Genomic DNA, 19,904 nt, shown 5'->3' with positions numbered 1-19,904 from the left:
CGGTCCTCGGCGACACCGAACTGCCGCGCATCCTCGAACGCGGTGTCGATGGCCCAGTGGACTACTACAGCGAGTACCTGGACTTCGGCCGCTTCGGTGAACCGGGCTATCAGGCGGCCGTGAGCGCCTTCCTGCAGCGGAAGTACCAGGATCGCCGCTTCGACCTGATCGTCACCATGCACGACGTGGCATTGCAGTTCGTCGGCTCGCATCGCGACGAACTGTTCCCGAATGTCCCGGTCGTCTTTGCCTCGACCGATCGCAACGTGAAGCGACTTCCCGACTCGACGGGGGTGATCGCGCCGAATGCGCTCGGTGGAACGCTGACGCTCTCGGCAGCACTCCAGCCGGAGCGGCGGCACGTCTTCGTGGTCAGCGGGGCTGACCGGCGCGACGCCGCGTTCGAGCGCGAGGCGCGCGGTCAGTTCGCGGCGTTCACGGACCGCTTCACGTTCACGTATTTGAGCGGCCTTCCGCCCGATGAACTCCGGACACGCGTCTCGGCGCTTCCTGCCGATGCCCTCATCTATTACCTGCTCGTGAACCGCGACAACACCGGGGTGAGTCATCACCCGCTCCACTACCTGGATCTTCTCGCGGCCGCGGCCAACGCACCCGTGTACTCCTGGGTGGAGTCGGCCATGGGGCGGGGCATTGTCGGCGGCGGTCTGCGCAGCCAGGCCAGGCAGATCGAGATACTCGGAGACCTTGCGGTGCGCGTCCTTCGCGGCCAACCGGCCGGCACCATCCCGCTCGTGTCGGCCGACCTGACCGTGTCACAGGTGGATTGGCGGCAGCTCCGGCGATGGCACATCGACCAGGGCCGCCTGCCGGTGGGCACCGTCGTGAAGTTCGAGACGCCGTCCGCCTGGGATCGGTACAAGCCGTACATCGTCGTCTCGATCGTGCTCATGCTACTGCAGACGACTCTGATCGGGGCGCTGATGGTGCAGCTGCGCCGCCGCTGGCGCGCCGAGCAGCACGCGACCGAGAGCCAGACCGCGCTAAAGCAGAGCTATGACCGCATTCGCGACCTGGCCGGGCGCCTGCTGACCGCGCATGAGGAGGAACGGGCGCGGATCGCCCGTGAGTTGCACGACGACATCAGCCAGCAGCTCGCCCTGTTGTGGAATGACCTCGAGTTCGCGGGTGGCGTGGCGGACGCGGGACTCGGCGCGGCCAACGAACATGCGCTCGTGCGGCTGCAGGGGATCACCAGAAGCGTGCGCGACCTGTCGCATCGCCTGCATCCTGCGAAACTCCGCCTGCTCGGCCTGGTCCCGTCGCTGCACGCGCTCGCCCGCGAGATGTCCATGTCCGGCTTGAAGGTCACGGTTCACGCCGAGCACATGCCGCTGCGACTGGCGCCGGAGTTGGCGCTGTGCCTCTATCGAATCGTGCAGGAAGCGTTGCAGAACGCCGCCCGGCATGGACAAGCCCACGAGGCACGGATTCACCTGGCAGCCCACCAGGGCGAGATGACCCTGGAGGTGCAGGACGACGGAATCGGGTTCGATCCGCACAGTGTGCAGAGCAGTGGTCTCGGGCTGATGAGCATGCGCGAGCGTCTCGACGCCGTCGGCGGGCACCTGGAGTTGCACTCGCGGCGCGGTGCCGGCACCACCCTTCGCGTGCTCGCGCCGGTCCGACCCGCAGACCCTGAGGCTGCGGCCGGTTGACACATCACTTGTCCACCGCAATCCGGCTCTTCTCGTCGGTGCCGCCGCTGGCCGGCGAGCACCGTGCGACACTGCCGGCGATCACCCCGGCCACACGACGATGTCGAGACCACGAGTCCTCCTCGCAGACGACCACACGCTGATTCTGGATGCCCTGGAGCAGATGCTCGCGAAGGACTGCGAGGTCGTCGGCAAGGTCTCGGACGGGCGCGCCCTCGTCGTTGCGTTCACCCAGCTCAGGCCCGACGTCGTCGTGCTGGACGTGACGATGCCGCTCCTGAACGGGCTCGACGCGGCACGTCAGATCAGGCACCGCGCTCCCGACGCAAAGATCGTGTTCGTCTCGATGAACGAAGAGCCCGACATCGCCGCGGAAGCGTTCCGGGCGGGTGCGTCGGCGTACCTGTCCAAGCGCTCGGCGGGGTCAGAACTGTTGGCAGCCCTGAAGGAAGTGCTCAACGGACGCTCCTACATCACGCCGCTGATCACCGAGAACCTCCTCGGCACACTGCTGCACTCTGGCGGGCAGCACGACGCGACGCCACTGACCGAGCGGCAGCGCGAGATCCTGCAATTGCTGGCCGAGGGGCGCTCCATGAAGGAGGTCGCCGGCCTGCTCGACCTCACGCCGAGCACCATTGCGTTCCACAAGTACCGGATGATGGAGCAGCTCAACGTCAAGTCGACGGCCGAACTGATCCAGTACGCGGTCAGGCACCGCATCGTCTGATCGACGGCGAGGCTGCTAGGTCGTCGCGCGCGCCATCGGCGCCGCTGCCCTGAGGGCCAGACGCCGCCTCCGGCATTCCGTACCTCCTCCGGCCCACCGTAGTCGCGAACCGGTGCCGGCAAGCCCCCTCCTGCACGAACTGGGCGCGGATCGCACCCTGAACGGCGTCGCACGCCCGTCGACCGCGGCGGTACGGACGGTGCTTGAGGCGTGGAGCGTGACCATCAGGAGGCACCAGATGACAAGGCTGAGCTATGCGGGAGCGGCGCTGGCAGTTGCTCTCACGACATTCACGGGCACGCCTGCGCGACTGCAGGCGCAAGGCGGCGAGACCTTCACGGCGACGGCGACCGTGAAGACGGCCGCCGGGGCTGCCGCCTCTGCTCCGGTGACGATTGTCATCGACCGGAAGATGCCGGAATCCGAGGTGGCGACTCTGGTGTCGGCCTTCGCCAAGGGCGGCGCGGCGGCGCTGCGCAAGGCGCTCGTCGGGGTGCCGCCGACCGGCTCGATTCGCATCGGCAAGGGCGAGGCCACGCCCGCACGAGTGACCCTCGAGCGGACGACCGACAAGGGGCGACTGCTGACGATCGTCACCGATCGGCCCATCCTCCACCTGGGGGCGGGACTACCCGGAGCCAAGCCCAGGGAGGGATACGACTTCGCGGTGGCGGACCTCGAGATCCCGGCCTCGGGTCAGGGGACCGGGACGCTGTCGCCGGCGGCCAAGCTGCGCCACGCCAATGGGGCGTTGGTCGTGGAGGACTACGGCGCCGAGTCGATGACGCTCAGCGGTGTCAAGAAGGCTCGGTAGCCTTGCCGCGGTCTCTGGAGCGGCTCGAGCAGCGACCATCAGGGGTGGCGACCGCGCCGGCCCCGGTGCTGCTGGCCCACGCGGACGGGACGGTCGTCGACGCCAGCGAGGCGCTCGGACGAATGTTCGGCTACTCGCGCGAGGAACTCGTGGGCCGGCCGGTCGATCTGCTGTTCCCACCAGGCATGGGATCGATCGTCCGGCAGGCGCTCGCGGGCGCCGACGGGCTGGCCGTCGAGACGCGGCGCGAGATGCTCGGGCGGCACCGTGAGGGCACGCTCCTGGCCATCGAGGTTCGCCTCGAGCCGCTGCCCGGCGAGTCTGGCGTCGTCTCGCGGATGTCGGTGGCCGACCTGAACGACCGCCTGCACATCGGGGCGGCCGGTCGCCCGGCGCGCGTGGACCACCCGACATGGGAGGTGAACGAGACAACCGAGCACGTGCCCCTGGCTCGTGAGGGTCGACGGCACTCGGGTGCGAGCCGCATCATCGGCCAGAGCGCCGTCGCCCAGCGGGTCGTCAACCAGGCGCGGCAGGTCGCCGCGACCGACTCCACGGTGCTCCTGCTCGGCGAGACGGGCACCGGCAAGGAGCTGTTCGCCACCGCGATCCACGAGCAGAGCGCGCGGCGCGGCCGGGCGATGGTCCGGGTGAACTGCGGCGCGATCCCGGCGACCCTCATCGAATGCGAGCTGTTCGGCCGCGAGAAGGGCGCGTTCACGGGTGCCCTGGCCCGCCAGGTAGGTCGGTTCGAGCTGGCCGACACGTCCACGATCTTCCTCGACGAGATCGGCGACCTGCCCCACGACGTGCAGGTCAAGCTGCTGCGTGTGCTCGAGGAGCGGACCATCGAGCGACTTGGCAGCTCGCGCCCGATCGCGGTCGACACTCGCATCATCGCCGCCACCCACCGGAACCTCGAACAACGCGTCCAGGCCGGCCTGTTCCGGGAAGACCTGTACTACCGGCTGAACGTCTTCCCGATCCACGTCCCGCCGTTGCGAGAGCGGACCGAGGACGTGCCCGCACTGGTGTGGCACATGGTCGAGGAGTTCTCCAGGGCCTTCGGCAAGCGCATCGACGCGATCGACCAGGACTGCCTGGCGGCGCTCCAGCAGTACCACTGGCCCGGCAACCTGCGCGAGCTCCGCAACCTGGTCGAACGCGCGATGATCGTCGCGACCGGGCGGCGACTGACGATCCCGCTTCCCGCCGTCACTCCGACGACGCCGCGGCGCAGTGCCAGGCTGGTGGACGTGGAGCGTGCGCACATCCACAGCGTGCTCGAGAGTGCGCGCTGGCGCATCCGGGGCGCTGGAGGCGCGGCCGAGCGGTTGGCGCTGAAGCCGACGACGCTCGAGACCCGGATGGCCAGGCTGGGACTTCGTCGGCCCAGGGAGAGCTGAACGACAGGGTGGGCACGTCAGGTGCTCGATGACCAGCACATCATCGCGAGACCGGTCGACAGGGCAAGGGGACTGACAACATGGACACGACTCTGGACCGTGCAGACGGTGCGACGCCGATCGCCCCGCATGGCGCCGACCGGTCTGCCGCACTGGTCGCCCTGCCGGCGACAGGCGCGCGCGCCATCGTCGGCAGCAGCGACGCCCTTTGTGCGGTGCGCACGCTGATCGCGCAGGTGGCGCAGACCGACTCGACGGTGCTGTTGCTCGGTGAGACCGGCACCGGCAAGGAGCGTTTTGCGGAGCTGATTCACCAGTCGAGCGCGAGGCGCCATCGCCCCATGGTGCGCGTGAACTGCGCCGCCATCCCGGCGACGCTGATCGAGAGCGAACTGTTCGGCCACGAGCGCGGAGCGTTCACCGATGCGCTGACCCGGCAGATCGGGCGGTTCGAGGCAGCCGAGGGGTCGACGCTCTTCCTCGACGAGATCGGCGACCTGCCGGCCGAAGTGCAGGTGAAGTTGCTCCGGGTCTTCGAGGAACGAGCGATCGAGCGGCTTGGCAGCGCCGCTCGGATACCGGTGAACGTGCGGATCGTCGCCGCGACCCACCACGATCTCCAGTCCCGGGTGGCCGAGGGAGCGTTCCGCGAGGACCTGTTCTATCGGCTGAACGTCTTCCCGGTGCGGGTGCCGCCGCTTCGCGAGCGCCCCGACGACATTCCTGCGCTCGTGGCGCACTTCGTCGCCGAGATCGCTCAGGCACTGGGGCGACCGACGCCGACCATCGCGGCGGCGACGATCGAGGCCCTCCAGCGGCACTCCTGGCCCGGCAACGTCCGCGAGTTGCGCAACATCGTCGAGCGCGCGATGGTGCTGTCGGACGGCGGCCGCCTGGTCGTGCCCGTGCCGGCGGCGCGCGCCCATAGCGGCAGGCGCAGCGAGCGACTGGTGGACGTCCAGCGGGACCACATCCGCTCGGTGCTGGACAGCGTCAACTGGCGCATTCGCGGCACCGGCGGAGCGGCCGAGCAACTCGGGCTGCCGCCCACCACACTCGAGACCCGCATGGCGAGGCTGGGACTGTTCCGCCCGAAAGTCCCGTGAGCCCGCGCCCGGACGTCGCCTCACGTGATGGTGACGGCCGCGGTCAACTGGAACTGGACGCGGGTCTCGGCGGGGATCTTGAGGTGCTCCTCGCCACCTGACGAGACCGCGGCGCCGGTCACCCCGCCGATGGCCGCGCCGATGGCCGCCCCTTCCCCGCCGCCCGCGATGCCGCCGACGATGGCACCCAATCCGGCGCCACCGCCGATCTTGCGGGCCGTGCGCCGCCCCTCGCCCTTGCCCTTGGTCTCGACATAGGCGCTCGTCACCTCGTACACCATCCCGCCGAAGCCGACGGCATTGAGCTTCAGCGTGATCTTGTCGCTCCCCTTCATGGCGCCGGACTGCGAGACCTGCACGGCCTGCAGGAAGGCAGACGCGCCGCGAGGGATCACGATCACGCCGTTCACCATCACGGGGTCGTCGACGATGCCCTTGAAGTTCTGGCCGGCGCGCGAGACGTCCACATCGATTGCCTGCGTGAGGCGGACGTTGATGGGCGTGCCCGCGGGCACTGTGCGGGCGGGGGCGGCAGCGGCTTTCGGGGCGGCCGCGGGCCTGGCCGGCGCTGTCGTGCGCGGCGCCGGCGCCGGCGACCCGCTCGTCTTGCGCGAATCGAAGGTCACCGAGGCTGCCTCGGTGATCGGGATCTCGCTGACGGTGCCGTCATCGAGCAACAGGCGCACGCTGCGGCTGTCGGCGCCGACGAAGACGCCCTCGATCAGCTTGCCGGACCTCAGCTTGACGCTGTCGGCGTGGAGGCACACGCTGCCGACTGCCGCGAGCATCATCGCGAGCACGTGGATCGTTCGGCTGGGCATCGTTCACTCCTTGACGATGGGGGCGACCGGCAGTGAGGCGGCAATCTGCAGGTCGATCAGCAGTTGCAGCTGGTGCTCGACCTGCAGGAAACGTAGCGCCGTCCGCGCCGACAGGGCGGACTTCACCTTGTCGTGGCAGCGCGCCAGTGCGGCGCTGCGGCGCGCGTCGAGGTCGATTGCCTTTGCCGCGATCCGTGCGGCGCCATCCTCGGTGAGCGTGTCGAAGGTGGTCGCGAACTGCTGGATGTTGGCCAGCCGCTCGTCACCGAGCCGCGCCATGTCGGCTTCATATTCCCGGTAGATGGGCCAGAATGCCGCGTCCTCTTCCGGAGTGAAGCCCATCACCTCGGTGAGGATCGCGACCTTCTGGGCACGCACGTCGCTGCGCAGGAGCTCGGCGTAGGCGCTGAGGTTCAACGCCTTGTCGGCAGACCCCGCGGCTGCCTGGGCCGAGCCCCCGGCCTGCGCCACGGCCGGCGCCGGCGCGAGCAGCAGCGCGATGACCAGCCACGCGTTCTTCATGGGCATACCCCACCTCCTGTCGGTGGCAGTCTCTCTGACACGAGGAGCCAGTGCAAGCCGCGAGCCGTTGCCCGCCTGCGGATCGAGCGTCCGATGACGTTGCGTGACGGTTGCCGACCTCCATGACAGTGGCGTCGTCCTGCCGCCATCGCGACAGGCGCCTCGCGCGCGTGGCCGCGACGGCCCACGTCCGGCATGTCGTAGAAGCTCCGGTTCAGCGGAGCCGGGACGCATGGTGCCGCACGGCCTCGACGCGCCCGGTGAGGGAAATCACGGCGCTGACGCGGCCTGCGACCCAGCCCGGTCCCGGAGCCGGTCCGGGCACGGTCCATGCTCATGCCTTCCTCGACAACGACATCGAGGACTGCGACATGCGTCGAAAGAAGCCCGCCGAATCCGCCGTAGCCGCTGTGGCCGCAGTCAGCCTCCTGCTCGATCCCTCGATGCTGATTGTCGCTGCGGCGCAATCGCCGCCCACGCCCACACGTTCGACGGCCGTCGCAGCGGGCGCACAGGGCGCGGGGCAGAGGCCGCCGACGGGTGCAGCCGCCGCGACGCGTCCGCCCGGGACCGGCGCCGCCGACGCGACGTCAATCGACGGCGGCTGGCCGCGCACCTACCCGCTCGCGAGCGGCGGCAGCATCGTGGTGTACCAACCGCAGATCGCGAGCTGGCGAGACCAGCGACAGATGGTGGCCTACAGCGCAGTGGCCTACCGGGCGTCGGCACAGGCCACCGGCAAGCCGGTCCTGGGAACGATTCGACTCGAGGCGAGGACGCGCGCCTCGGTGTCCGACCGTCTGGTCAAGTTCGACCCGATCGACATCGCCGAGGCGAACTTCCAGACGCTTCCCAGGGAGCAGGTGCGGGATCTGACGGCGGCGATCGAGAAGGCGATCCCGAACGACGAGCGGGTCATCGCGCTCGACCGCGTGCTGGCGTACATCGACAAGAGCCAGGTGGTGCCCAGGAACGTCGAGGGCCTCAAGGCCGACCCGCCGACCATCTTCTTCAGCACGACCCCGGCGGTGGTGGTCAACCTCGACGGCGATCCGATCTGGAGTCCCATCAAGGACAACGACCTGAAGTACGTGGTCAACACCAACTGGGACCTCTTTCAGCACACGCCCACGAAGACGCTCTACCTCCGCAACGACGACGCGTGGCTCACCTCGACCGACATCAAGGGTCCCTGGCTGCCTGCGGGCACCCTGCCGAGCAGCTTCGGGAAGTTGCCGGCCGACCAGAACTGGGCTCAGGTGAAGGCGGCGCTGCCGGGGCGAAAGCTCACCGCGGCGCCGAAGGTGTTCCTGGCCACCACACCAGGCGAGCTGATTCTGCTGACCGGCGCGCCCCGCTACGTCGCCGTCCCCGGCGCGTCGCAGCTGCTGTGGGTCAGCAACACCGAGAGCGACGTCTTCCGGGTGGGCAAGGCCGGCACTGTGTACTACCTCGTCGCAGGCCGCTGGTTCTCGGCGCCGGACTTCAGCGGACCATGGTCGTTCGCGACGCCGTCGTTGCCGGAGGACTTCAAGAAGATCCCGCTCGAGCACGAGCGCTCGCGCGTCCTGGCGTCGGTGCCGGGCACCGATCAGGCAGCCGAGGCGGTCCTGCTCGCGTCGGTCCCGGAGACGGCTCGCGTCAACAAGAAGACGCTGGTGGCACCCGAGGTGACCTACAACGGCGACGCGGCGCAGTTCGCGCCGATCGAGAAGACGACGGTGACGCGCGCCGTGAACACGGACAAGGACGTGTTCAAGGTCGGCGATGCCTACTACATGTGCTACCAGGGCGTGTGGTTCGTCGGCAAGACCGCGACCGGTCCGTGGCAGGTCGCCGAGTCGGTGCCGGAGGCGATCTACCAGATTCCCGCGAGTTCGCCCGCGCACCACGTCACCTACGTCACCGTCGAGGACGACGATGACGATGACTGGGTGGTGTTTGCCGCGGCGGCCGGATACACCGGCATGATGGTGGCGTGGGGCTGCGCGGTCTGGGGGACCGGCTGGTACTACCCGCCGTACTGGGGGTACGGCGGGATGTATCCGTACTACTACCCGCACTTCCCCACCTACGGGTACTCCGCCTGGTACAACCCGTGGACCGGTGCCTATGGGCGCAGCGCCGCGGTCTACGGACCCTATGGCGGGGCCGGCGTTGGTGCGCGCTACAACCCGCGCACCGGCACCTATGCGCGCGGCGCCGCAGCCTATGGTCCCTACGGCGCGCGTGGGGTTGCTCACGCCTACAACCCTCGGACCGGGACGTACGCCGGGACGCGCCAGGGATCGAACGTCTACGGCAGCTGGGGATCGACGGCGGTCCAGCGCGGTGACGACTGGGCGGCCACCCAGCGCTATACGAACCGTCGTACCGGCACCACCACCCGGACGATCCGGACCGACGATGGCGCGGCAATCACGCGGCGCGGCGATCAGGGCGCGGTGGGCGTCGGCAGCAGCGGCGACGTGTATGCCGGTCGGGATGGCAACGTCTATCGTCGCCAGGACGGCACATGGCAGAAGTACGACAACGGCGACTGGTCGAACACCGACAGGCAGCCGGGGCCCCGCCCCGACCAGCAGCCGCGGACCACCCGACCCGAGACGAGCCCGTCCCCGGCGCCCGCCGATCGCGCCACCACCAGCCAGCTCGATCGTGACGCGCGGGCGAGGGCCGAGGGTAGCCAACGGACGCGCGACCAGGGCAGCTACAGGAGCGGCGGCAGCAGCGTGCCGCGCAGCGGCAGTTACGGCAGCTACGGCGGTGGCATGCGTCGCGGCGGTGGTGGGCGACGGCGCTGAGCACTGCCTGGTCTGCGCGGCGACGGCGTTGGCAGCCGGCACGCCGACCGCACCTCCAGGCACGGCCCACCGATCGCCCGGCAGGCCGGCCCGCAGCGGGCAGCATCGGTGAGGCCTCGACACGCACCGTGCCACGCCACGTCCTGTCGACGCACGCGGCGCGGACGCGAGGAGACGTCTGATGACGACAGAGGCCCGTTCGGCCGCCATCGGGGCGATCGAGGTTGCGGTCGCCCACCTTGCCGACGCGCTCGAGGAACTCGACCGCATTCCGGTCGGTGACCCGTCCACCTCGGGCCTGATGGCGCACGCGCTCACGAGCTATCTGTCGGTCGGCAACGCCACCCTCGATCTGCTGGCCGACACGCTCAAGGAGCATCCGGACCCGGAGGTGCCGATCTGGATCGCCGGTCTTCGGCACCTCGGCAACCTCATGCAGCACACGTTGGGCCGGTTGTTGCAGGTGTCGCCGCCCGGCAAGTTCCCGCTGCGCTTCGAGGCCGTCGACATCGCCAGGCTCATGAAGCGCGCCTGTGACTACTACGCGAGCGGGGCGGAGCGGAAGCGCATCGGCATCGTCTACAGATCGGCGGACAACGTCCCGCCGGTCTGGGGCGACCGCGTGGCGATCGCCGTGCTCGCCGACAACCTGCTCTCGCAGGCCCTCAGTCACTCGCGGGAAGATGGCATCGTCCTCGTGCAGCTGGTCACTGGTCCTGGCGGCGTCGTCTGTAGCGTCTGCGATGCCGGGCACTGCCACGATCGAGCGTCGGACGTGCGACGACCGAGCGCCGCAGCCCTCCAGGAGCCCCCCGACGACGGCGCGTCGATGTTCGGACTCTCCATCGCGAGCGAACTGCTCGGACGCATGGGCGGGCAACTGTGGTTCGAAGCGCAGGCCGGTGGTGGCGCGTGCTACTCGTACCGCATCCCGTACGCGTCATCCGAATCAGGCACCCGCTTCATCTGAGTCCGACGACGCAAGGCGTAGGCACATCCAGTCAGCATCAGAAGCCCGGCCCCGTGCCGGGCTTCGTGCTTCTGGCGTGTCGATGGCCGTCCTGGACGCCGCCCGCAGCCCGTCCCTTCAGGCCCCGGCGGTGCATGCGCTCGAGGCAGGTCTCGTACGGCAGCCACGCGTACTCGGCGTGCGTCTTCACTCTCCGTCGCCACGTCGGCGTGGCCAGTCTCAGTTTCCATGGCCTTGCGGAGCGTCGTACATCGACGGCAGCAACCGTAGCCGCCGCTGGACCAGCGGCGACGCCATGGGCTCGTACACCAGCACGTCATGCCCGCGTTCGCGCACGAGAATGCGATACGGCTGCTTCAAGCGACTCGTGAGGTGGTGCCATGCCACGAGCTCGGCCACATCGTCGTGCCAGTTGCTGCTGCCGTACAACGATGCGAAGGGCGTGCGCCGCAGCGCGGCGTACACCTCGTGCGCGTCGGACGCCGCCACCGGACGACCGCCTCGGCGATAGGCCAGCCCGTCGAGCAGCGGGTTCGCATACGGACCCGCGATGGTCAGCCTGTCGGTCCACACGCCGGTGGTCAGCAGCGCGCCCTCGCTGGCCCGAGGCGCGGCTTCACGGGGGGTGAGTCCCATCGCGCCGTCAACCATGTGCGTCGCTTCATGAAGCAGGACGTACACGATGGCATCGAGCGTGCCCGCCTCCACCGCCACGGTCCGATCGGAGCCGCTGAAGTCGAAGCAGGTGCGCTCCTTGGTCGTGAGGAACTCCGACACGGTCTCGCGCAACACGCCGGCGCGAATCGTCAGGTCGAACGCGGGAGTGCCCGCCTCGGTGTCGACCGTGGAGGTGAGCGCCGTGTTGGGCATCCCGTCGAGGAAGCTGAGGCGCCGCAGGCGTTCGCGCAGGACGCGCTGGTGCACCGGCGGCAGCACTGCGAACGCCCGCGCCAATGCCTGGCGCTCGACGTCGGTGAGCGTATGCGCGATGGGCGTCGGCATCCCTGCGTCGGCGAACATCTTCAGCACCGATGGGTCCGTCGGGCCGACCCGTGACTCGAGCGTCGACGTCGGGTCGATGCGAATCCGAACGGCGGGCGGCGCCTGCGCGATCGCGACGGGCGCGGCCGTGAGCAGCAGGACGAGCAGCATGGCAGCGGTGCGAGTGGTGGTCATGTCTGTCGGGTGGCGGCTCGGCCAGGGCGTGTCGTGAGGTCAGGACTCTCCGGGACCTGCGCGGTCAGGACCGTCGTGACGGGCCGATCACGGCAGCGGAGCCCTGGATGGTAGCCCGAAGGGACGTCGCCGACCGCATGCCGCTTATCATGGCCAGAGTCTCGGCCCGACGCTCGGGCCCGCGTGCCTGACGGTCCCCGAGGCACGGGCGGGTGCTGGTCGAGCGATCGCCCACGGCGTGACCGTCGCCACGCCACATCACTTCACGCGCATCGGGAGTTGCATGGCATCCGGTTTCTTCGCCCTCCTCGACGACATCGCAGCAATCGCGAAAGTGGCCGCCGGCTCGCTCGACGACGTCGCGCTGCAGGCACTGAAGGCCGGCAAGAAGACCGCCGGCATCGTCATCGACGACGCCGCCGTCACGCCCCGGTATGTGGTCGGATCCGCCGCGGCGCGTGAGCTGCCGATCATCGCGAAGATCGCGTGGGGTTCGCTCAAGAACAAGACGCTGTATCTGCTGCCAGGCGCGCTGGTGCTCAGCGCATTTGCGCCCTGGGCGATCACGCCGCTGCTGATGGTCGGCGGCGCGTACCTGTGCTTCGAGGGCTACGAGAAGGTGCACCACCTGCTGCACCCTGCGCCTGCTCCGGCGCCGGGGGCGACGGCTAAGGGGCCGGTCGACGAGGGCGCCACGGTCGCCAGCGCGATCCGCACCGACTTCATCCTGTCGGCCGAGATCATGGCGCTCACCCTGGCGTCGGTCACCACCCCGTCGCTCCTCAACAAGGCCGTGGTGATGGGCCTGGTGGGCCTGGTGGTGACTGCGGCGGTGTACGGCGCGGTGGCGCTCATCGTCAAGGCCGACGACGCCGGGATCCATCTCGCGGCGGAAGGCGAGAGCGCCGCCGTCCGCTCGCTCGGCGTGGGGATCGTGCGGGCGATGCCGGTGCTGTTGAAGACGTTGTCCTTCGTGGGGATGCTGGCGATGCTCTGGGTGGGCGGCGGCATCCTCCTGCACGGGCTGGAGGAGTACGGTCTCGGCACGATTCCGCACGCGATCCACGAATTCGCGTCGCACGCCGGCGCGCCACTCGGCGCCGCGTCGGGCGTCGTCACCTGGCTGATCGACGCGACGGCGGCTGGTGTGGTGGGCCTGGCGATCGGCTGGGTGGTCGCGCGCGTCGCGGCTATCGCGGCACCGGGGAAGCACTGAGTAGGAATTCGCACGGCACGGAACCGTGGTTCCAGGTCGCGTCGGTGGCTGCCATCTGCCGCGACCAACCTCCTCCGAGGCCGGGCGCGGCCACGGCTCGACACCCTGGCTGTCGATGCGGAAGCTGGCCGTGGCGCTGAAGGTAGAGGCGATGTCGCTCTACCACCACGTGGCCAATCGCGACGACCTCCTCGACGGCATGGTCGAACGGGTCGTGATGGAGATCGAGGCACCCGAGCCTGGCGTGCACTGGAAGGACGCCATGCGACGCCGGGCCATGTCGGCCCATGCCGTCCTGCGGCGTCACCCGTGGGCCACGGCCCTGCTCATGTCACGGATCAACGTCAGCCCGGCGATGCTGCACTACATCGATGCCACCGTCGGTTGTCTACGCCAGGCGGGCTTCTCGATCGCGTTGGCCGATCGCGCGTGGAACGCCCTCGACTGCTACGTCTACGGGTTCACGCTGCACGAACAGAAGTTCCCGTTCGAGCCCGAGGAGTACGCCGGCGCCGCGGCGCACTTCCTGCCGATGCTGGAACCGTATCCGTACATGCGCGAGATGTCCGAGCAGGTGGCCGACGGCTCGTACGATGGGCTGATGGACATCGGGTTCGGGCTGGAGCTGCTGCTCGACGGCCTCGAGCGACTGCTCGATACGTCGCGCGCCGACTGACGCCGGCGACAACGCCTCGCCTGGGCACCGTCGGCGACGTCCCGACCTACCCCGACCTCGCGAGTGGGCCGCTGGTCCGCGTGCTCGAGGGCTGGACCGTGTGCGTATGCACGGCGCCCTGGAGAGACCTCGTGACGTTGCGCCTCTACAAGTGCCGCCTGAAGTACGCGACAATCTTGTCGACGGTCGCGTCGATCAGGTCATCCTGGTCGTAGTACGCCAGGTGCGGGGTCTGGCCCTCCCAGGAGAGCTGCTTGTGCACAGCCGGTGCGGCGTCGAAGTGCCGGCGTGCCGCCTGCGGCAGGAAGCTCTGGTCGCTGTGGATCATCAGCCATGGCGTCTGCAGTGAACGAGCCGCGGTGATCGACTCGAAGGCGAGGAGGTCATCGTCGCTCATCACCGCGTACCGGTTCTCCCACTGCCCGCGATCGGCCCAGTGGTGGTACCAATCCCAGACGAACTTCCCTGGCATGCCGACCGTCGGGTCGGTCGGATCGACCGCCGCGACGTACTGGACTGCGCCACCGGCCAGGAACTGTGCCTTGGCTTCCCGGCCGCGGGCTTTACGCTGCTCGAGGCCTGCGTCGCCGAGCCACGCGACATCGCCGTCGTGATCCCTGTAGTGACCGGCCACGGTCGCGAGGGCGGCGATGCGGCCGTCCTCGGCTGCCGCAACCAGCATCGCGGACGAGCCCTGGCAGATCCCGAGACCAGCCACGCGTCCGGCCATCGTCGACGGCTGTGTCGCGAGGAAGGACACGGCGCTGCGCACGTCCTCCACCTTGGCCACGGGATCTTCCCAGCATCGGGGTTGCCCGCCGCTCTCCCCGCGGAATCGCGGATCGAAGACGAGCGCGGCGAATCCGGCCGCCGCGAGCCGCCACGCATACGCGGTCGGCGCCTGCTCCTTCTGGAATGTCATCGGGCCTATCAGGACAACGCTGTCCAGACGCCCATCCACCTTCGACGGTAGGTATAGCTGTCCTACCAACGTTTCGGACCCGCTTTGAAACGTCACGCGCTCCACGTTCTGGCCTCCATGCACGCAGGCGAGAGTACGCGCCCACACGGCAAGTGGCATGGAAGCGACCTGCTGCCTCTGGAATGGGCTTGCCCTTCAATCCCCGGGGACTGACCTGACCCGCCCGCCGTGCGAACGCCATTGCCCGGGCGTGACACCGAAGCGGCGCCGGAACGCGCGGACGAGATGCGAGGGATCCGAGAAGCCGCAGTCGACCGAGATCTCCGACACGGGGGCCGCAGTCTGAAGGAGCATCTGTCGTGCGCGCTCCAGTCGGCGGTGGAGCACGTACTCGTGAGGTGCCTTGCCTGTCGTCACCTTGAACTGACGGGCGAAGTGACTCAGGCTGAGCTCTGCCAACGCCGCCAGCTCCTCGAGCGAGAGGCGACGCTCCAGGTGCGCATCAACGTAGTCTTCGATTCGCCGCAGACGCTGCGGTGTGATGCCGCCACGCGACGAACGAGGACCCATTCGCCCCGTCGCGTGGCAGGCCGCCAGGCGCAGCGCCAGCGCCGCGCCGAGATGCTCGGCATACAAAGCCCCGGTCGGGCCGCCGGTCACCGTCTCGTCCACGAGCGCGTTGACGATGGACACGACCTGCGGGTCGCGGGCCCCGAATGCCGCGGGCATGTCGAGCCGGCCTCCGAGCGTCAGCTCGACGAGTCTCGGGGCAAGGACCACGCCGCCCCAGCGCGATCCTTGCGCCACGCGGAACGAGAACGACTCACCCACTGGATGAATGACAAGGGTGCCTGGGGGCACAACTTCTTTCCGAAAGACGGAGCCTACCTTTCGTTCGATGACCAGCGCCTGCGCGTCCATGTTCAGGGCGAGATAGGGAGCGTCGACCTGCACGTCATCAACCTCCCAGCCGTCGTGAGAGGCGAGCTCGACGTGGAGGCCGCTCCAGCCAAGGTCCCTGCTCGAGTGCTGGACCACCGCGTGATTCAGGGGATGGACGCGCCGCCGCGAGCGGGCATCGACGAATGGCACCAGACTTCGCGACGTGGACATGTCCATACGCTCCCCGTTCGACCAGACGCGCAGTGTACTGGACTTGAGACGGCCCCAAGAGGGCGACCGTCGGGGAGGGAACGGGGCCGACTCAGCGACAGTGAATCGCGGTGCCGGACATGGCGAATGGGCAGCTGAAAGATTCAGTTCGAAATCGCGTTCTACGGCGCGTCGCGCAGGCTCAAGGTAGAGCTGGGCCTGGACCTGGAGGCCGACGAGTTCGGGGCCCGCCGCATCGAAGGACGCCGCGTCGGAACCTCTCGAGTCATCAATCCTCGACGTCGTCGCCAGCGGATGGCGACGGTCGGTCGCCGCTGGCAGCGGAATCCGACCCCATCGGTAACGCGAAGCCGACGGTCACGCTGTCTGCCGTGGCGCTGGCCCACACGCGCCCGCCCTGCGCGTTGACGAGCGTCCTGACGATGGCCAGGCCCAGCCCGGTGCCGCCGGTGGAGCGCTGTCGCGATGGATCGACGCGGTAGAAGCGATCGAACACGTGCGCGAGCTGATCGTCGGTGAGGGTGCTGCCGGTATTACGCACCTCGATGTGGACCTCTCGGTCCTGCCCTGTGGCGCTGAGGACCATCGAGCCGCCGGCCGGCGTGTGACGCGAGGCGTTGGTCAGGAGGTTCATCACCACCTGCCGGGCGCGTACGGGGTCAGCGCGCACCACGAGACCGTCGCCGCCTTCCGTTTGCAGGCGCGGATCGCCGTCGAGCGCCGTGCCGCGCACGGCGGAGGCGAGCAAGGGGCCAACGTCGACCTGGCCGACGTCCAGCCGAAGCTCGTTCGCTTCGGCCAACGAGATCTCGTGCAGGTCGCCCACCAGCCGAGTCAGGTGGCTCACGTCTTCGCTCGCGCCCTCCAGCGCCAGCCGCGGGTCCGGCGCCATGCCATCGACCATCGACTCGATCCGGCAGCGCAGGCCGGTCAACGGCGTCCGAAGCTCGTGGACCACGTCGTGTACCAGGCGTTCCCGCAGCGCCTTCTGCCGCTGCAGCTCGCCGGCCATGGTGTTGAAGCCGCGAGCGAGTTCGGCCAACTCGTCGGGACCGGCGGTCGAGACGCGCGCCGTGAAGTCCCCGCGGGCGATTGCGCGGGCCGCCTCCTGCAACGCTCGCACCGGCCGCAAGGCGCGCCGCGTGACCAGCCAGGTCGTGGCGACCGCCAGGATCCCGATGAGCGCCGTGGCCAGCACCAGCCGGCGATCAACGGACTGGAGGAAGACCTCCGCGCTCGACGGTTCTGGCGTCGGCACGGGAAGCACGTACAGGCGCGCGCGTCGACCGTCGGCGAGCGTCACCGATGTCGGCGGTCGGCGGTACTGAAGCACGAGGTGCTCGAGCGCGGCGCCCTTTTCGCTGAGCGCACTCAGCGTGAGCACGTCGCCGGTGACGGTCACCTGGAGCTCACGCATGGCAGCGGCAACCGTGCCAGCGGTGATCGCGACCTGTCGCCCTTCCGGGTCGAAGACGACGAGCACTTCGCGGGGCTGGAGCAGCGTCGCCGCGGTCGCGAGACGCTCGGCACCGCAACAGGTGCCCTCCAGGATGGCGGCGGGCGCCGCGGGATCGGTGGAGGGGACGCGTGCCGCCGACAAGGCGAGGTCCTTGCGCAACTTCACGAACTCGCGGCGCGTGCCAAGGCGGGCGGCGAACGCGACGGCGATCACCGCCGCGACGGCAAGGACGCAGGTTGCCAGCATCAGGCGGGCCTGGAGGCTCGAGACCGGCCGCAGCACACGCAGGCCCTCAGGCATCGTCGGTCGACGCGAGGCGATAGCCGATGCCGTGAACCGTGACGATGAGGACGCATCCGGCCGGCAGCTTGCGGCGCACGTTGGTGACGTGCACGTCCACGGTGCGATCGGTGCCCTCGAAGTCTGCGCCGAGCACGCGCCCGACGAGTTCGTCGCGCGTGAAGACGCGGCCCGGAGACGAGGCCAGGGCCGACACGAGGCGGAACTCGGTCGGCGTGAGCGGCACGGCCTGCCCGCTGACGCGCACCTGGCGAGCCCAGGTGTCGATGGCGATCGGGCCGAGGCGCAGCGGCTCGGCCGCGGCAGTCGCCCCTTCGCCGGCGCGACGGAGCAGCGCCTGCACGCGCGCGACGACCTCGCGCGGGCTGAACGGCTTGGCGACGTAGTCGTCGGCACCCAGTTCGAGGCCGGTCACCCGATCGTCCTCGGACGTGCGGGCGGTCAGCATCATGATCGGGACGCGTGACAGCGCGCGAATCTCGCGGCAGATCTCGCGGCCGTTCATGCCCGGCAACATGAGGTCGAGGATGACGAGCCGCACGTCGGGCGTCAGGGCGCGCGCCAGCCCGTGACGGCCGTCGGCGGTGCACTCCACCGCGAATCCGGCCTGCGTCAGGTAGTGCGCGAGCGTGTCCGAGACGATCCGATCGTCCTCGACCAGCAGAATCACGTCAGTGTCGCAGCGCGGCCGAAATGGCCACCCCGATCGATTCTCCCGCATCGGGGTCGAGGTTGGTGAGGACGATGACCGTCCAGATGGGACCCGACTCCATCACGGCATTGGTGCCCGGTGCGCCGCCGGCGATGCCCCGGCCGGCATAGAAGGTGGCGACCCGCGCCGGATCGAGGAGCTTACCGGCCTTCATGGCCGTGTCGAACGCGAGCAGGTCCGCGGCAGTTGCGTAGCCGCCACCGGCCGCGCTGCCCGAGGCGCCACGCATGAACACGTTGCTCCGCAAGGGCCCATCGCGGCGCGTGTAGCCCTGCGCGACGTCGGGAACGATGGCGTCCGACTGCAGCATCCCGGCACCCGTCATGCCCGCGACGCGGAAGATGTGCTCCGTGACGTAGTCCTCGTAGCTCCGGCCGGACACCTTCGCGATGACCTGTCCGAGCGTGATGTAGCAGCCGTTGCAGTACTGGTTGCGCGCGCCTGGCGCGAAGAGCGGCGGCCTGGACGCGACGAACTGGTAGTAGTCGGCATTGCTGCGGAAGCGCGCCTTGGGCGTGTTGCCGAACTCTTCCCCGAAGAAGTCGGGCACTCCCGCTGTGTGCTCGAGCAGCTGATCGATGGTCGCGGCCCGGGTGACCTCCTGCGGATGATCCTGGAGCACCGACCCGAGCGTCGTGCCACGTGTGATCCTGCCCTGGGCGATCAGCTGCTCGATCGCCGTCTGCGTGAAGATCTTGTTGATCGACCCCAGGTTGAAGCGTGTGCGCGTCGTGTTCGGAATCGCGTTGGACCGGTCGGCGAGGCCGTAGGCGCGGTGGAACACGGGCTCGCCGCTCCTGGCGACGAGCGCGACACCCGAGAACACGTCGGCGGCGGTGAGCCTCGCCAGGTACGCATCGAGCGCGCGCGCGAGCTCCCCGTTGGTCATCTTGCCGTTGATGGGGACCGGAGGAAGGTCTCCGCCGCGATCAGCGGCCCGGCCGACGTCGATGCCGATGCCGGCGATTCGGAAGGGTGCGGCCGACTCCAGCGTCAGCTCGATCACGCCCTTCTGCCCCTTGCTCCCTGTGACCGCAAGCCGCAATGGCGCGTCCGGGCCGTCGCGCGTCACCGCGCCCACCGAGATCGTGCCGAAGTCCGCACGCAGTCGGTCGTGCATCGCCCGGCGCTCTTGCGCCGGACGCGCCTCGAGCAGCGAGGGGGCGAAGTGTGCCGTCGCCATGCGTTCCCATTGATCGGCGGTGCCGTTCAACGCTGACACGAAGGCGTCGATGTGCGCGCGGACCTCGGGGCGGGGCCCGCCCTGGCGCGCCAGGGCGGTGTGGCCGAGGGCGCCGACCATGACGAGGAACGCCAGGAGCTTCGCGAGTCGGTTCAGCATGCGCGCCAGTCTAGGGCGCGGTTGCTAAGGAATGATGAAGGCGCCGACCGACGTGGGGCCCCGACCGGCGCCAACGCGCGGTCGGTGTGACCAGGCGTTTGTAGGGGCCGGCGGGAGGGTCGGGACGTTCGGGGAC

At 69.3% G+C, this 19,904-nt stretch carries 17 protein-coding genes; 9 read left to right on the top strand and 8 right to left on the bottom strand.

The window, feature by feature from the left end; genetic code table 11:
* Positions 1-119: 119 nt before the first annotated feature.
* The 5 genes from TBR22_RS00465 to TBR22_RS00445 all read left to right on the top strand — a co-directional run bounded on the left by TBR22_RS00465 (position 120) and on the right by TBR22_RS00445 (position 5,735).
* Positions 120-1,679 (top strand): sensor histidine kinase, encoded by a 1,560-nt coding sequence (locus tag TBR22_RS00465; protein ID WP_239490981.1) that lies wholly within the window; start codon positions 120-122, stop codon positions 1,677-1,679.
* A 100-nt stretch (positions 1,680-1,779) separates the two neighbouring features.
* Positions 1,780-2,409, top strand: coding sequence for a response regulator transcription factor (locus TBR22_RS00460; protein WP_239490980.1), 630 nt, complete (start codon positions 1,780-1,782; stop codon positions 2,407-2,409).
* Between the two features lie 238 nt (positions 2,410-2,647).
* The gene (locus tag TBR22_RS00455) at positions 2,648-3,223 is read left to right on the top strand and encodes a hypothetical protein (RefSeq protein WP_239490979.1); all 576 of its coding nucleotides are present in this window, start codon (positions 2,648-2,650) and stop codon (positions 3,221-3,223) included.
* Between the two features lie 2 nt (positions 3,224-3,225).
* On the top strand, positions 3,226-4,629 hold the full coding sequence (locus TBR22_RS00450) for a sigma-54-dependent Fis family transcriptional regulator (RefSeq protein WP_239490978.1): 1,404 nt from the start codon (positions 3,226-3,228) through the stop codon (positions 4,627-4,629).
* 80 nt (positions 4,630-4,709) lie between these two features.
* On the top strand, positions 4,710-5,735 hold the full coding sequence (locus TBR22_RS00445) for a sigma-54-dependent Fis family transcriptional regulator (RefSeq protein WP_239490977.1): 1,026 nt from the start codon (positions 4,710-4,712) through the stop codon (positions 5,733-5,735).
* A gap of 20 nt (positions 5,736-5,755) precedes the next feature.
* On the opposite strand, the gene TBR22_RS00440 is transcribed toward TBR22_RS00445, so the two are convergent.
* Both TBR22_RS00440 and TBR22_RS00435 read right to left on the bottom strand, forming a co-directional pair.
* The gene (locus tag TBR22_RS00440; RefSeq protein ID WP_239490976.1) at positions 5,756-6,556 is read right to left on the bottom strand and encodes a hypothetical protein; all 801 of its coding nucleotides are present in this window, start codon (positions 6,554-6,556) and stop codon (positions 5,756-5,758) included.
* Between the two features lie 3 nt (positions 6,557-6,559).
* On the bottom strand, positions 6,560-7,084 hold the full coding sequence (locus TBR22_RS00435; protein ID WP_239490975.1) for a hypothetical protein: 525 nt from the start codon (positions 7,082-7,084) through the stop codon (positions 6,560-6,562).
* Between the two features lie 365 nt (positions 7,085-7,449).
* Between TBR22_RS00435 and TBR22_RS00430 the strand changes: the two genes are divergently transcribed.
* Positions 7,450-9,882, top strand: coding sequence for a hypothetical protein (locus tag TBR22_RS00430; protein ID WP_239490974.1), 2,433 nt, complete (start codon positions 7,450-7,452; stop codon positions 9,880-9,882).
* 181 nt (positions 9,883-10,063) lie between these two features.
* Positions 10,064-10,852, top strand: coding sequence for a HAMP domain-containing sensor histidine kinase (locus TBR22_RS00425; RefSeq protein ID WP_239490973.1), 789 nt, complete (start codon positions 10,064-10,066; stop codon positions 10,850-10,852).
* A 219-nt stretch (positions 10,853-11,071) separates the two neighbouring features.
* On the opposite strand, the gene TBR22_RS00420 is transcribed toward TBR22_RS00425, so the two are convergent.
* The gene (locus TBR22_RS00420; protein ID WP_239490972.1) at positions 11,072-12,028 is read right to left on the bottom strand and encodes a hypothetical protein; all 957 of its coding nucleotides are present in this window, start codon (positions 12,026-12,028) and stop codon (positions 11,072-11,074) included.
* Positions 12,029-12,311: 283 nt separating this feature from the next.
* Between TBR22_RS00420 and TBR22_RS00415 the strand changes: the two genes are divergently transcribed.
* Together TBR22_RS00415 and TBR22_RS00410 are read left to right on the top strand one after the other, a co-directional pair.
* A complete protein-coding gene (locus TBR22_RS00415) occupies positions 12,312-13,244 on the top strand; it encodes a DUF808 domain-containing protein (protein WP_239490971.1) in 933 nt (310 codons plus the stop codon).
* Between the two features lie 115 nt (positions 13,245-13,359).
* A complete protein-coding gene (locus TBR22_RS00410; protein WP_239490970.1) occupies positions 13,360-13,920 on the top strand; it encodes a TetR/AcrR family transcriptional regulator C-terminal domain-containing protein in 561 nt (186 codons plus the stop codon).
* Positions 13,921-14,065: 145 nt separating this feature from the next.
* On the opposite strand, the gene TBR22_RS00405 is transcribed toward TBR22_RS00410, so the two are convergent.
* The 5 genes from TBR22_RS00405 to TBR22_RS00385 form a co-directional block, all read right to left on the bottom strand.
* Complete coding sequence (locus TBR22_RS00405; protein WP_239490969.1) at positions 14,066-14,947, bottom strand: alpha/beta hydrolase; 882 nt, start codon at positions 14,945-14,947, stop codon at positions 14,066-14,068.
* A gap of 90 nt (positions 14,948-15,037) precedes the next feature.
* Positions 15,038-15,955: a helix-turn-helix transcriptional regulator gene (locus tag TBR22_RS00400; protein WP_239490968.1), complete on the bottom strand. Its 918-nt coding sequence runs from the start codon at positions 15,953-15,955 to the stop codon at positions 15,038-15,040.
* Between the two features lie 268 nt (positions 15,956-16,223).
* Entirely contained in the window at positions 16,224-17,714 is a 1,491-nt protein-coding gene (locus tag TBR22_RS00395) for a cell wall metabolism sensor histidine kinase WalK (protein ID WP_239490967.1), read from the bottom strand.
* The gene (locus tag TBR22_RS00390; protein ID WP_239490966.1) at positions 17,707-18,384 is read right to left on the bottom strand and encodes a response regulator transcription factor; all 678 of its coding nucleotides are present in this window, start codon (positions 18,382-18,384) and stop codon (positions 17,707-17,709) included. The genes TBR22_RS00395 and TBR22_RS00390 overlap by 8 nt, the downstream gene beginning before the upstream one ends.
* Position 18,385: 1 nt before the next feature.
* A complete protein-coding gene (locus TBR22_RS00385) occupies positions 18,386-19,768 on the bottom strand; it encodes a serine hydrolase (RefSeq protein WP_239490965.1) in 1,383 nt (460 codons plus the stop codon).
* Between the last annotated feature and the right edge of the window lie 136 nt (positions 19,769-19,904).

The organism is Luteitalea sp. TBR-22, assembly GCF_016865485.1.
Lineage (GTDB): Bacteria > Acidobacteriota > Vicinamibacteria > Vicinamibacterales > Vicinamibacteraceae > Luteitalea.
The sequence above is the reverse complement of the archived record's forward strand: the minus strand, read 5'-3'. Positions and strand labels throughout refer to the sequence as shown.